At 75.5% G+C, this 12,574-nt stretch carries 14 protein-coding genes; 4 read left to right on the plus strand and 10 right to left on the minus strand.

Annotated elements, in window-relative coordinates:
* The first annotated feature begins 206 nt into the window (after positions 1–206).
* Entirely contained in the window at positions 207–995 is a 789-nt protein-coding gene (locus tag ACGFIG_RS05860; RefSeq protein ID WP_392999654.1) for a D-Ala-D-Ala carboxypeptidase family metallohydrolase, read from the plus strand.
* 148 nt (positions 996–1,143) lie between these two features.
* Here the strand turns inward: ACGFIG_RS05860 and ACGFIG_RS05865 are convergent, their stop codons facing one another.
* From ACGFIG_RS05865 to ACGFIG_RS05875, 3 genes are all read right to left on the minus strand, one after another.
* The gene (locus ACGFIG_RS05865; protein ID WP_392999656.1) at positions 1,144–1,587 is read right to left on the minus strand and encodes a hypothetical protein; all 444 of its coding nucleotides are present in this window, start codon (positions 1,585–1,587) and stop codon (positions 1,144–1,146) included.
* 115 nt (positions 1,588–1,702) lie between these two features.
* Entirely contained in the window at positions 1,703–2,434 is a 732-nt protein-coding gene (locus ACGFIG_RS05870; protein ID WP_392999658.1) for a response regulator, read from the minus strand.
* Entirely contained in the window at positions 2,413–3,651 is a 1,239-nt protein-coding gene (locus ACGFIG_RS05875; protein WP_392999660.1) for a sensor histidine kinase, read from the minus strand. The genes ACGFIG_RS05870 and ACGFIG_RS05875 overlap by 22 nt, the downstream gene beginning before the upstream one ends.
* Before the next feature lie 132 nt (positions 3,652–3,783).
* On the opposite strand from ACGFIG_RS05875, the gene ACGFIG_RS05880 reads away from it, so the two are divergent.
* Genes ACGFIG_RS05880 through ACGFIG_RS05890 form a run of 3 tightly spaced genes read left to right on the plus strand, consistent with a single transcriptional unit; the run spans position 3,784 to position 6,216 of the window.
* Positions 3,784–4,680 (plus strand): ABC transporter ATP-binding protein, encoded by an 897-nt coding sequence (locus ACGFIG_RS05880; protein ID WP_392999662.1) that lies wholly within the window; start codon positions 3,784–3,786, stop codon positions 4,678–4,680.
* Positions 4,677–5,471 (plus strand): ABC transporter permease, encoded by a 795-nt coding sequence (locus ACGFIG_RS05885; protein WP_392999664.1) that lies wholly within the window; start codon positions 4,677–4,679, stop codon positions 5,469–5,471. The genes ACGFIG_RS05880 and ACGFIG_RS05885 overlap by 4 nt, the downstream gene beginning before the upstream one ends.
* Before the next feature lies 1 nt (position 5,472).
* Positions 5,473–6,216, plus strand: coding sequence for a hypothetical protein (locus ACGFIG_RS05890; protein WP_392999666.1), 744 nt, complete (start codon positions 5,473–5,475; stop codon positions 6,214–6,216).
* A 66-nt stretch (positions 6,217–6,282) separates the two neighbouring features.
* Here the strand turns inward: ACGFIG_RS05890 and ACGFIG_RS05895 are convergent, their stop codons facing one another.
* The 7 genes from ACGFIG_RS05895 to ACGFIG_RS05925 form a co-directional block, all read right to left on the minus strand.
* Positions 6,283–6,963: a 4Fe-4S cluster-binding domain-containing protein gene (locus tag ACGFIG_RS05895; protein ID WP_392999668.1), complete on the minus strand. Its 681-nt coding sequence runs from the start codon at positions 6,961–6,963 to the stop codon at positions 6,283–6,285.
* Entirely contained in the window at positions 6,956–7,975 is a 1,020-nt protein-coding gene (locus ACGFIG_RS05900) for a helix-hairpin-helix domain-containing protein (protein WP_392999670.1), read from the minus strand. The genes ACGFIG_RS05895 and ACGFIG_RS05900 overlap by 8 nt, the downstream gene beginning before the upstream one ends.
* Positions 7,959–8,141 (minus strand): DUF2997 domain-containing protein, encoded by a 183-nt coding sequence (locus tag ACGFIG_RS05905; protein ID WP_392999672.1) that lies wholly within the window; start codon positions 8,139–8,141, stop codon positions 7,959–7,961. The genes ACGFIG_RS05900 and ACGFIG_RS05905 overlap by 17 nt, the downstream gene beginning before the upstream one ends.
* A 29-nt stretch (positions 8,142–8,170) precedes the next feature.
* Entirely contained in the window at positions 8,171–8,623 is a 453-nt protein-coding gene (locus ACGFIG_RS05910) for a hypothetical protein (RefSeq protein WP_392999674.1), read from the minus strand.
* Between the two features lie 30 nt (positions 8,624–8,653).
* The gene (locus tag ACGFIG_RS05915; protein ID WP_392999676.1) at positions 8,654–10,297 is read right to left on the minus strand and encodes an AAA family ATPase; all 1,644 of its coding nucleotides are present in this window, start codon (positions 10,295–10,297) and stop codon (positions 8,654–8,656) included.
* Positions 10,298–10,443: 146 nt separating this feature from the next.
* Positions 10,444–11,916: a serine hydrolase domain-containing protein gene (locus tag ACGFIG_RS05920; protein ID WP_392999678.1), complete on the minus strand. Its 1,473-nt coding sequence runs from the start codon at positions 11,914–11,916 to the stop codon at positions 10,444–10,446.
* A gap of 107 nt (positions 11,917–12,023) precedes the next feature.
* Entirely contained in the window at positions 12,024–12,536 is a 513-nt protein-coding gene (locus ACGFIG_RS05925) for an ArsR/SmtB family transcription factor (protein ID WP_392999680.1), read from the minus strand.
* Positions 12,537–12,574: the final 38 nt, after the last annotated feature.

Consider the following 12,574-nt stretch of genomic DNA (forward strand, 5'->3'; position numbering starts at 1 on the left):
CCGCGCTTTCCCGGCGCCACTGCGCGCCATTGGGCGGTTCGCAATTCGCGTAATGCCCAGGGAACGCTCAGGAACGGTGAATCGTGAGGACAATTCTTGTTAATTGCCGCGAACCGCCCGTAGGCCTGCCAGGGTGGAAATCACGGGACGGGCAGGCCGATGTCCCGGGATGCCACCCCATTCACTCTCCTATCGGGAGGACTTCTGTGCGCGTTAACACCCTGAAACGGGCCGCTGTCGCATTCGCCCTGGCGTTGCCGGCAGCCGCTGTCGCCACGGTGGTCGCCGCGCCAGCGGCCCACGCCGACGGCTGCTACACGTGGAAGCGCAACCTCTACCAGGGGCGCTCCGGCGACGACGTCCGCCAGTTGCAGATCCGGGTCGCCGGTTGGGCCGGCAACCGGGACATCGTGGAGAACGACGGCCGTTACGGGCCGAAGACCGCCGCCGCGGTCAAGCGGTTCCAGTCCGCGTACGGGCTGCGCGTCGACGGCGTCGCCGGACCGCAGACGTACGCGAAGCTCTACGCCCTGCAGGACGACGACTGCACGCCCCGGCACTTCAGCTTCAGCGAGATGGACGACGGCTGCGGGCGTGGAGGCTGGACCGGCGGCCCGCTCTCCGCCGCGCAGACCCGGCAGAACGCGCTGCGCACGATGTGGAAGCTGGAGGCGTTGCGGCGCGGCCTCGGCGACAAGCCGTTGCACGTCAGCAGCGGCTTCCGCAGCCGCGCCTGCAACAACCAGGTCGGTGGGGCGTCGGACAGCCAGCACCTCTACGGCAACGCCGCCGACGTGGTGTCGGGCACCAGCTCGCTGTGCCAGATCGCCCGGGACGCGCGCAGCCGGGGCTTCAGCGGGATCTACGGTCCCGGCTACCCGGACCACGACGACCACGTGCACGTGGACTCGCGGCGCGAGAACGACCGGGACAACACCTCGAACACCACCAGCTGGTCCGCGCCGGACTGCGGCATCGGCGCCGGCAACGACTGAGCCGCCGGCAGGTCGAGCGGCGACGCCGGCCCGGACGGGGGTGGCAACCCCGCATCCGGGCCGACGTCGTGCGGCGGCGAACCGGCGACCACCACGGCGGCCGAGGCCGAGGAGCGCTGCCCCGGCGGGCCGGCGGGCGTACCCCCGCTCAGCTCGCCCGGGGCCAGCGCGGCGCGGTGGCGGGGGGAGCCACCGGCCGGTCCAGGCCGGCGGACCGGCCGCCGGGCGTGACCGCCCGGGGCCGGCCGGGATGGCCGGCGGGGGTGCGTGGCGCCTGGCCGGCCGGCGCGGGGCCGGTCACCGTGAACGGGAACGGCACCTGCACGAAGGGGTTGCCGTGCCGCACCAGGGCGTCGATCTGCCGCTCGTTGAGCCCGTGCCGCTCCAGCACCCGCCGACCCCAGCGGTGCAGCCGGCACGGGTACGTCGCCCCGTCGTTGCGGCACAACGGCCCGGCCGGCCACTCCTCGGCGGCGTGCACCACCACGGCCCGCACCGCGAGCCGGACGTCCTCGGGGGTCAGCGACGCCGGCACCGGCATCTCACCCAGGATCTGGTCGATGGGATCCGTCGACTGCTCACCAAATCGCACGGCAGGCCTCCCGCGGCTCCGGCAGCGGTACGGCCCACCCGCACCACGTCCTCGGCGACTGGTACGGCCGCCGGCCCCGAAAGGTTCAGACCGGGCCCGACGGGTTCAGACCGGCTCAGACGAGTCCGGCGTCGTGGACCAGCAGGGCGACCTGGACCCGGTTGTTCAGGTCGAGCTTCACCAACAGCCGCGACACGTACGCCTTGACGGTCGCGACGCTCATGAACAGCTCGGCGGCGATCTCCGCGTTCGTCCGGCCCTGCCCGAGCGCGACGGCGACCTCGTGCTCCCGCTCGCTGAGCCCGGCGAGCCTCCGCCGCGCCCGCTCCCGGCGCGGCTCGGGCCCCGGCACGCCCGGCCCGGTCACGTGGTCGATCAGCCGGCGGGTGACCGCCGGGGAGAGTGTCGCCTCCCCCGCCGCCACCCGGTGCACCGCCCGCACGATCTCGGCCGGCGGGGTGTCCTTGAGCAGGAAGCCACCGGCCCCGGCCCGCAGCGCCCGGAGCACCTGCTCGTCGGCGTCGAAGGTGGTCAGCACCAGCACCTCGGGCGGGTCGGGCGTCGCGCGCAGCGCCTCGGTAGCCGCGAGACCGTCGAGGCGGGGCATCCGGATGTCCATCAGCACCACGTCCGGCGCGCAGGCGGCCACGGCGGCGGGCACCTCGCTGCCGTCGGCGGCCTCCCCCACCACGAGCAGGTCCGGCACCCCACCGAGGATCATCGACAGCCCGGCCCGGACGAGCGCGTCGTCGTCGACGATCAGCACCCGCACCGGCCGCCCGGGGCCCGGCCCGTCCGCCGTCGGCCCGCCCGGCACCGGCCCGGTCACGCCGGCCACGGCAGCCACGCGGCCAGCCGGAAGTCGCCCGATTCGTCCCGCCCGTACGCGAGCCGGCCGCCCGCCAGGCTGACCCGTTCGGCGATGCCCACCAGGCCGGTGCCGGTGCCGGGGATCTCCGGGTTGGTGCCACCGCCGACCGGCCACCGGTTACGGATCTCCACGCTCAGCCCGTCGCCCGGGCCACCGCTCACGTCCACCGTGACGACGGCGCCGGCGGCGTGCTTGCGGGCGTTGGTCAGCCCCTCCTGCACGATCCGGTAGACGCTGCGCCCCACCGCCACGGGCACCCGCTCGACCGCCGACACCACGTCGCGGACCGTCACCCGCACCCCGGCCGCCCGGGACTCCTCGATGAGCGCGGGCAGGTCGCCCAGGGTGGGCTGCGGGCGTTCCGGCTCCTCCTCGGCGGGGGTCTCCGCGCGGAGCACCCCGATCACCGCGCGCAGGTCCTGCAACGCGGCGTGGGCGTTGTCCCGGATCACGCCCGCCGCCTTCGCCACCTCCTGCGGCGCGGCGTCCGGCCGGAACTCCAGCGCGCCCGCGTGCAGGCTGAGCAGCGAGATGCGGTGTGCCAGCACGTCGTGCATCTCCCGGGCGATGCGGGTGCGCTCCAGGTGCCGGGCCTGGGTCACCCGCAGCTGCTGCTCCGCCTCGGCCCGCTCGGCGCGCTCCCGCAGCGACACGACCAACTGCCGTCGCGCCCGGACGAACATCCCCCACGCCAGCACGAAGAGACTGATCAACGCACCCCAGATGGTCGTCTCCCAGTACGACAGGTGCGGGTCCGGACGCAGGTAGCTGAAGGCGAAGTTGGTGGTCAGCCCGCCGGCGGTAATCGCCAGCGCGACGGCCGTACGGCGGTGCACCACCACGGTGAAGTAGAAGATCAGCAGCGGCACCGCCGCCGCCATCGAGAACACGGTCAGCGGCAGGGTCGCGACGGCCAACCCCAGCGGCCACCGGCGACGCGCCCAGACCAGCCCGCAGCAGACGACCCCGACCAGGGCGTCGGCCGGCACCATCCAGCGCTGCGGCAGCGGGGTCGCGAACTCCGGGTCCGCCGCGACCGCGTCGGCCGTGGCGAGCAGGACCCAGCCGAGGGAGAGCAGGAAGCAGAGGCCGTCGACCAACCAGTCGCGGGTGGTCCGCCGGGTCCGCCCGACCGCCTCGGCGAGGGCCCCCGGCAGCAGCCAGGGGTGCTCGGGCAAGGCGGCGCTGGTCACGCCGCCATGCTAGGCACCCGCCCGGGACGGCGGCCAGCTACCAAAGTCGACACCTCGGGTCGACCAAGGTAGCCGCCGGACGAGACCGCCGGCCGCTGCGGCCAGCCGACCGGCGCGGGCACGCTGACCGGCATGATCGACGTGGCACACCTCACCAAACGGTACGGGCGGCACACCGCCGTCGACGACGTGTCGTTCCGCTGCGAGCCGGGCACCGTCACCGGCTTCCTCGGGCCCAACGGCGCCGGCAAGTCCACCACCATGCGGATGATCTGCGGCCTCACCCCGCCCAGCGGCGGCGGTGCCACGGTCGGCGGGCTGCGGTACCGGGACCTGCCCAACCCGGGTCGGGAGATCGGGGTGCTGCTGGACGCCTCGGCCCAGCACGCCGGGCGCACCGGGCGGGAGGCGCTGACCGTCGCCGCCGCCACGCTGGGCGTGCCCCGCCGGGAGGTGGTCGCCAAGCTCGACCTCGTCGGGCTGAACGAGGTCGCGGCGAAGCGCCGTGTCCGGGCCTACTCGTTGGGCATGCGGCAGCGGCTCGGCCTGGCGCTGGCGCTGCTGGGCGACCCGCGCGTGCTGGTCCTCGACGAGCCGGCCAACGGCCTGGACCCGGAGGGGATCTTCTGGATGCGCGGCCTGCTGCGCGACTTCGCGGACCGGGGCGGCACGGTGCTGCTCTCCTCCCACCTGCTGCGCGAGGTAGAGGCGGTCGCGGACCGGCTGGTGGTCATCGGGGGCGGCCGGATCGTGGCCCAGGGCGACAAGGACGAGTTGCTGGCCGGCGGCGGCACCCTGGTCCGGGCGCGGAACGCGGCGGCGCTGCGCGGCGCGCTCGACCGGGCGGGGCTGACCGTCACCGACGGCACCGACGGGCTGCTGGTCCGTGCCGACGCGGAGACGGTCGGGCAGGCCGCCGCCGACGCCGGCGTCGCGCTCACCGAACTGCGGCCCGCCGGCAGCGGCGGCCTCGAACAGCTCTTCCTCACCCTGACCGCCGGCGCGTCGACCCGGGAGGCCGTCCGATGACCACCACCACCGCCACCACCTCGCCCGCCACCGCCCCGCACCGCCAGCCCGACCTGCGCCGGCCGTCGTTGTTCCGGCTCACCGGCGTCGAGCTGCGCAAGCTCGTCGACACCCGGGCCGGCCTGTGGTTGCTGATCGCCATCGGGCTGCTCGCCGCCGCCCTCGTGGTCGTCCAGTTGATCTGGACTGACGCCGCCGACCAGGACTTCGCCAACTTCTTCCTCCCGACGCTGCTGCCGGTCGGCCTGCTGCTGCCGGTGCTGGGCATCCTGTCGGTCACCGGGGAGTGGTCGCAGCGCACCGCGCTGACCACGTTCGCCCTGGTGCCCCGGCGGGGCCGGGTGATCGCCGCGAAGCTGGCCGCGACGGTGCTGGCGGCCGTGGCGTCGGTCCTCGTCGGCCTCGCCGTGGCCGCCGTCGGCACGCTGGTCGCCGGGGCCACCGGCGGCGCGGGCACGTGGCGGTTCGAGGGGACGTTGCTGCTGCACGCGATCGTGTTCCAGGTGATCAACGTGCTGATGGGCGTCGGCTTCGGGCTGCTGCTGCTCAACACGCCGCTGGCCATCGTCGGCTACCTGCTGCTGCCGACGATCTGGTCGATCCTCGGTGGCATGATCCGGTCGCTGGAGGGCCCGGCGCGCTGGCTGGACACCGGCCGGACCATGGAACCGTTGTTGACCCCCGACGTCACCGCCGGGCAGTGGGGGCGGCTCGGGGTGTCGCTGCTGGTCTGGCTGGGCGTTCCGCTGGTCGCCGGGCTGATCCGTACGCTGCGCCGCGAGGTGTCCTGACGTGGCCGGCCACGGCACCCCCACCGTCGTCGACGGCGGCACGGCCGAGCTGGCACTGCTCTGGGGCGGCTTCCCGGTGCTCGGCGCCGGCGCCGGATGGCTGTTGGCCAGGAGCGCGGGATGGATCGGCGAGCTGCCCTGGGCACCGTTCCAGAGGCTGTTCGAGCTGGTCGCCGGGCTCCCCGAGGCGCAGGCCGGCCTCGGCGGGGCGGCGCTCGGGGTGCTGGGCGGCCTGGTGGTCGCCGCCATCGGCACCGCCGAGCGGCTCACCATCGCCGTCGACAGCGAGCGGGCACGGCTGCGCCGCGGCAGCACCACGCGGGAGGTCGGGCGGCGGCAGGTGCACGCGGTGTTCCCCGACGGCGGGCACCTGGTGCTGCTCGGCCGGGACGGCGACGAGTTGGCCCGGGAAAAGTCGGACCTGTCCGCCGCACGGTTGGCCGCCGCCTTCCGCGCGCACGGCTGGCCGTGGACGGACGCCGACCCGCACCGGGACGCGTACCGGCGGTGGGTGCCGGACCTGCCCGGGCTGCCGCCGGGGGCGGACGCGCTGCTGCGGGCCCGGCAGCGGGCGCTCGACAAGGACAGGACCGGCGAGGCGCGGGAACTGCGCGCCGAGCTGGCCCGCACCGGGGTGGTGGTCCGCGACGACCACACACGGCAGTACTGGCGGCTGACCCGCGCCGCCCCGGGCCCCGTACCGCCCGACACGACCTCCGCTGAGCGTACGGGCGACGGCCGGTAGCCCTCGCCGGCCGGGCCTCTCGGCCGGGCCGATCGTTCTGCCGGGCCTCGGAGCCGGGCCGGTCGGTCAACGGGGTCGGGCCGCGTTCCGGCGGGGCTGCGGGCCGGTCACCGACGCCAGGAGTTCGTCGAGGGCGTCGGCCTCGGCCCAGCCGTTCACCGCGACGCGGCCAGTGGCGTCGACGGTCACCTCGACCCGGTCCGGGCTGCGTGACACCTCGTCGAGCAGGCCCGGGAAGCGGTCGTCGAGCAGCACGAACTCCTGGTTGGTGGAGCCCACCCAGGGCCGCCGGGTGTCGATCCGGTCGGCCAGGAAGGGACCGGCGACGAGCAGGTCCGTCGCCGCGAGCAGCGCCGCGACGTCGTCCCGGCCCGCGTCGACCGCGCGGTGCAGCCGGGCCGTGGTGTAGCCGGTGAAGGTCATCACCGAGCGGCCGGCGGCGCGCACCCCGGCGGCGACGGCCGCCAGCGGGGCGGCCTGGTCGAAGGGCTCGCCGCCGAGCAGCGTCAGCCCCTCGGTGCCGGCGTCGAGCACCCGGCGCACCAGGTCGGCGGGGGCGACCTCTTCCCCGCCCCGGAAGCTCCACAGGTGCGGGTTGAAGCAGCCGGGGCAGCGGATCTCGCAGCCCTGCACCCAGACGGCGGTCCGCTCGCCCGGCCCCTCGGCCCGGGTGGCGGCCAGGAACCGGGCCACCGCCACCGTCTCCGCCCCGGTCGGCGGGCGGGGCCCGGGACCGTCGTCAGACATCGAGGACCCGGCCGGGCGGCGGCTGCCCGGGTGCCGGCCCGGCGGGCGGGACGCAGTCCAGGCTGTCGCGCAGGCGGGCGTACTCGTGGGGGGCCAGGTTGGCGGCGGCGGCGAACTCGGCCAGGCTGCCGAAGGAGCCGCGCCGCTCCCGCTCGGCCAGCACCTGGCGTACGCGCTGCGGGTCGAAGCCGGGCAGCGCCGCGAGCGCCTCCGGCCCGGCCGTGTTGACGTCGACCCTCCCGGACTCCCCGTCGGCCCACGGGTCCGACGGCGGCGCGAGCGGCTCGGACCCGAGGGAATCGACGGGCTGGTACGGCGCCATCGTCGGGTCGGCCGGCAGCGGCGGACGACCCACCGGCGCGTTCGGCTGTCCCCCCGGCGACCCGGGCGGATAGGACGGCGGCGCGGGCGGATACGCGGGCGCACCGAACGGATACGCCGGCGACGGGTACCCGGACGGCGAAGGATGCGCCGGGGACCCGGGCGGGTACCCCGTGTGCGAGGCGGGCGGGTACCCCGTCGGTGACGCGGGCGGATACGCCGTCAGCGCGCCGGACGGACAGCTCATGCCCGGGTAGGGGGTGGGCAGCGGGCCGGCGGGAGTCGCCCGGGGGAGCGGAGCCAGCGGGTACGCGCCGGACCGCGCCGCCGCCGTCCTGGCCTGGCGGTCGGCCAGCCAGCGTAGCCACGCCGAGTTGATCAGCGAGGCGTGCATGATGCCGGCGATCCACACGGCGAGCAGCGCGCCGACCGCCCAGTCGCTGACGGTGCTCTCCTTGTCCGTCTCGCCGACGATGATGAACGTCGTCCAGCCGAGCACGGAGTAGACGATGCCGGGGACCCACCACGCCGCGCGGCCGGCCCGCAGCCCCACGTAGATGAACCCGAAGCCGCCGAGGCAACTGCACCCGAGGACGGGCAGCAGCAGCCACCAGCTCTGCAACACCTGCCACAGGGCGCTCGGCCGCGGGACGGCCGGGGGCGGCCAGCCGGGGCTAGGCGCGTTCGACATCGTGCTCCTCCTGCCGCGCGGGCGCGGCGGCACGGGCGTGGTCGGCGGTGTACGTGCTGTGCACCGTACGGGCCGCCAGCAGGTCCTCCAGCACGGCGATGTAGTCGAGGCAGCCGTCGCCGAGCACGTCCCTGGTCTCGGCGCTCACCACGCCCTCGCTGGTCACGGTGACCACGATCCGTGGCTGCCCGCCCGTCACGACCGGCCCTCGACGGCGAACACCAGGCGGACGCTCGCGTCCTCGGCGACCTCCTCGGACTCCAGCCGCAGCCCGGCGGCGGGGGCCTGCTCGCGCAGCCGTTCCAGCACGGCCCGCTGGACCTGCCGCCCGTACGCGGTGTCGATGGCCCGGACCGCCTCGACGGCCCGCTGCTCGTCGACCTCGCCCGTGAAGTGGGCCGACCAGATGCCGTCCTCGCCGCGCCGGAAGCCGGCCCGTACCCCGGCCCAGTCCGCGATGATCGCGTCCGCCTCGGTGGTCACCGCCGCGCCGGTGTCGCGCAGCGCGGCGACGAGCAGCGTCTCGTCCCGCATCCGGGTCTGCACCTGGCAGACGACGCGGCCCTCCCCGTCCCGCCCGGCGGTGGCGGCGTGGGTCGCGGCGACGGCGGCGACGGCCAGCGGCAGGAGTATCAGTGAGACGCTCATCGAGCCCATCCCTTCGTGTCGAGGCCCACCCTAGAACTCGACCGCTCGCCCGCCGTGTCCCCGCTGCGGCCCCGGGCCGCCCGGACGCGGGCCGCCGGGAGCGCCGGAACGACCGCCGAGGTCCCAGTCCTCGGCGGCGGTGGCGGCGACGGCACGGGCGTCGGCCCAGGAGCGTACGGCATCGATGCGTTCCGCCTGGGTGACGCTGAGCGGCACCATGCTGACCAGGGCCCGGACCAGGTCGTCGCGGCGCAGCGGTCGCCGTTCGGCGAAGGCGTCGAAGAGCCCGCCGACGACGGCCTGCTCGATCTCCGCGCCCGAGTAGCCCTCGCTGAGCCCGGCAAGCTCGCCGAGCAGGTCGTCGTCGCAGGTCAGGGCACCGGCTGCGGCCGGGTTGCGCAGCCGCCGGGCGAGGTGGACCCGCCAGATCGACGCCCGCTCCGCCCGCGTCGGCAGGTCGACGAAGAAGATCTCGTCGAAGCGCCCCTTGCGCAGCGGCTCCGGGGGCAGCCGTTCGAAGTCGTTGGCGGTCGCGATGACGAAGACGGGCCTGGCCTTCTCCTGCATCCAGGTCAGGAAGGAGCCGAACACCCGGGCCGAGGTGCCGGAGTCGCCGGTCCCGCCGACGAAGCCCTTCTCGATCTCGTCGACCCACAGCACGCAGGGCGCGGTCGCCTCGGCGGTCCGGATCGCGGTACGCATGTTCTGCTCGCTCGATCCGACGAGCCCGGCGAAGACCCGGCCGACGTCCAGCCGCAGCAGCGGCAGGTTCCACGCCGAGGCGATGGCCTTCGCCGTGAGCGACTTGCCGCAGCCGGGCACGCCGGTGATCAGCACGCCCCGGGGCGCGGGCAGCCCGTACGCCGCCGCCTCGGCCAGCCAGGAGCCGTTCCGCTTGGCCAGCCAGCGCTTCAGGTTCTCCAGCCCGCCGACGTCGGCGAGGTCCACGGCGGCGTCGACGAACTCCAGCAGCCCCGACTTGCGTACGGTCTGCCGCTTCTCCTCGTGCACGACCGCGAGGTCGCCGCCGTCGAGCACACCGTCGTTGACCATGGCGCGGGCGAACGCGTTCTCCGCCTCGTGCAGGGTGAGCCCGAGGGCCGCCTTGGCGAGCCGTTCCCGGCCGAGGTCGTCCAGCGCGATCCGGATCCGGCCACCGGCGGAGTTGGCGGCGATCATGCCGTCCAGCACCCGCCGGATCTCCGGTTCGGTGGGCAGCGGGAAGTCGACGATCGTCACGTCCTTCTCCAGCTCGACCGGGATGTGCAGCACCGGCGAGACCAGGACGAGGGTGCGCGGCACCGGGCCGGACTTGAACGCCGCCACCACGTCGCGCAGCCGGCGGACCACCCCGGGGTTGCCCGGCCGGTCGCCGCTGCCGTGGGCGGGGTGCAGGTCCTTGAAGATCAGCACGCTGGGATGTTCGACGCGCAGCGCCGCCGCCAGCGCGTCGTCGGGATCGGTGGTGCCCTTGCGGGCGACGCCGTCGGGCTGCACGAGCCCCGTCGTCAGCGACCAGGTCCACACCGCCCGGGGCGTACGGACGAGGTTGGCGTCCTGGGCGACGGCGCAGACCTCGGCGATCACCCGCTGTTCCTCGGACGACTCGACGTAGAGGACCGGGAAGCGTGCCTTGAGCATCTGCGACAACGCGTCGCGGAACGGCACCGCCACCGTCGCTTCCTTCCGCCGGGACCCGAAGAGCGACGCGACTCTAACAGTCCACCCGCTCCCGGCCCCGGCGTCGATCACGAGGTCGGCGGCGGCATCTCCCGCCGCCGACCTCGTGACCGCCGTGCATCCCTTCCGTGAGCGGGGGTTCAGGGGCGGGCGATGATCATCACGGCCAGGACCGCCAGGAGCGCCGAGAACGCCGCCGAGGCCAGCCGTCGCCACGGCGGGGCGCCGGCCAGCGGCGGCAGCCCCCGCCAGCGGTACGCGGCCAGGACGGTCCCGGCCGCCGAGAGGCCGACGCCGAGCGTCCAGAGCCAGCCGGGCACCACCGACCAGTTGCCCAGCCGGTGCCCGAGGCCGAGGTAGAGCACCGCCCAGGCGACGGCGGGCGCCAGGGTCAGCCGGTCGGGAGCCCGGCGGACGGCGCCGAGCAGGCTCAACCCGCCGAGGAAGGTGAGCACCACCGCGAGCCCCGCGGTGATCCAGACGGGCAGCGGCGGGCCGTCGCCGTCGGCGTCCCGCGCCGGTACGCCGAGCAGCCGCAGGGCGATCGGCTCGACGCCCTTGTCGGTGTTGCCGAGCACCACCACGCCCCGCCCGGTCGCCCGCTCGAAGCCGAGGTAGGTGCGGAAGCCGCCGGTACCGCCGTTGTGCCAGACGATCTCGCGGTCGCCGTACCGGGTGGTGAACCATCCGTAGCCGACCCGGTTGCGGTCGTCCTCGGTGAAGCGCGGGGTGGCGGCGTCGGCGCCCGGGGCGCTGCCGGCGAGCGTCGCACCGAGCAGCCGGGCCAGGTCCCCGGCGGTCGACCAGGGGCCGACGCCGGCCGGCGCGTAGCCGTCGGCGACCCAGGGCGCGGCCGGGCGACCGCCGGCCGTCGAGCCCTCGGCGTGCCCGGGCGGCAGGGCGTCGGCGTCGGTCGCCACCACGGTCGAGGTCATGCCGAGCGGTCGCAGCAGTTCCCGGTCGAGCAGCTCCGGGTACGAGGTGCCGGCCCGGGTGGCGAGCGCCTGCCCGAGCAGGGCCATCCCCAGGTTGGAGTAGTGGACCTCGCCGCGCCCGTCGCCGGGCTCCGCCCTGCCGGCGGCGTCGACGAGCCGACGCGCGTCCCGACCGGCGTACGGGTTGCCGCCGGTGACGTTCGCCCACCAGGTGTCGACCACGTCCCCGACCGAGGTGACCCCGAGCCGGGGCAGGCCGGAGCGGTGGCTGGCCAGCTCCGCGAGGGTGATCCCGCGGGCGGGCCCGGTCAGCGCGGGCAGCAGGGCGCCGACCGGCTCGTCGGGGCGTACCGCGTTGGTCGCGACCTGCCGGGCGAGGAGCATCCCGGTCATCGCCTTGGTGATCGAGCCGATCTCGAACGGGGTGCCCGGCTCCACCGGCCGACCGGCCGGGTCGCGGTCGCCGAGGCCGGCGGTGCGGACGAGGCCGTTCTCCAGCACGGCGACGGCGAGGCCCCGGTGGCCCTCCGGGTCGGGCACCGCCGCGCGGACGTCGGCGGCCAGCGCGGCGTCGCCGGTGCTCTGCCCGCCCAGCCGGGGCGCGCGCGGCATGATCCCGATGGCCGCGACGGCGGCGACGAGGCCGACGACCAGGGCGAGGACGGTTGGCTTGCGCATGCGGCATCCCTCCGGCGGGGGCTTTCGGTGGGCGGCGTCCACCGGCCCGGCGAGGCGTCAACCGGGCGGCGGGCGGATGGTCGACGGCGGGCGACGGACGCGGCGGGTCAGCGGCGGGCGGCGGTGAGGATGGCCAGCAGCGGCACGACCCGCTCGGCCGGGACGGCGTAGCGGCCCCTGCCGGCGCTGTGCAGCCAGCCGGCGGCGGTGAGCTGGCGCAGGTGGTGGTGCAGCTGGCCGGTGGTGCCCAGGCCCTCGATCTCGGCCAGTTCGCCGGTGCCGTGCCGGCCGCCGAGGATCTCCCGCAGCAGGCGCAGCCGTACCGGGTGCGCCAGGGCGCTCAGCACGCCGGCCAGCTCCGTCCAGTCGCCGGCGAGCACGTCGTCGACCATGCGCCCGTACTGCCAGTCGTAACGCTGGTCGTCGAGACGGACGGTGCCGGTGTAGAGCACCGCGCCGCCACCGTCGGCCGGGATCCGTTGCTTCAGCCCGTCGAGCGCCCAGAAGACGTCGCCGGCCGCCGGCGCCGCCTCGGCCGGGGGCGTCGCCGGCCCGAGGCGCTCCGTCAGGGCGGCGACCTGCGCCTCCAGCGCACACAGCCGGTCTTCGATCTCCGTCATGCATCGATAATACGAACATACGTAGTTACGAGCAAGGG

Origin of the sequence: Micromonospora sp. NPDC049048, from assembly GCF_043197615.1 — a bacterium.
Classification (GTDB): Bacteria; Actinomycetota; Actinomycetes; order Mycobacteriales; family Micromonosporaceae; genus Micromonospora.

What these genes read in the sequence shown, in the direction of transcription:
- ACGFIG_RS05885 (WP_392999664.1), top strand. Translation starts at nt 4,677, where the DNA reads ATGACCACCACCACCGCCACCACCTCGCCCGCCACCGCCCCGCACCGC.
- ACGFIG_RS05880 (WP_392999662.1), top strand. Translation starts at nt 3,784, where the DNA reads ATGATCGACGTGGCACACCTCACCAAACGGTACGGGCGGCACACCGCC.
- ACGFIG_RS05895 (WP_392999668.1), bottom strand. Translation starts at nt 6,963, where the DNA reads ATGTCTGACGACGGTCCCGGGCCCCGCCCGCCGACCGGGGCGGAGACG.
- ACGFIG_RS05920 (WP_392999678.1), bottom strand. Translation starts at nt 11,916, where the DNA reads ATGCGCAAGCCAACCGTCCTCGCCCTGGTCGTCGGCCTCGTCGCCGCC.
- ACGFIG_RS05900 (WP_392999670.1), bottom strand. Translation starts at nt 7,975, where the DNA reads ATGTCGAACGCGCCTAGCCCCGGCTGGCCGCCCCCGGCCGTCCCGCGG.
- ACGFIG_RS05925 (WP_392999680.1), bottom strand. Translation starts at nt 12,536, where the DNA reads ATGACGGAGATCGAAGACCGGCTGTGTGCGCTGGAGGCGCAGGTCGCC.
- ACGFIG_RS05910 (WP_392999674.1), bottom strand. Translation starts at nt 8,623, where the DNA reads ATGAGCGTCTCACTGATACTCCTGCCGCTGGCCGTCGCCGCCGTCGCC.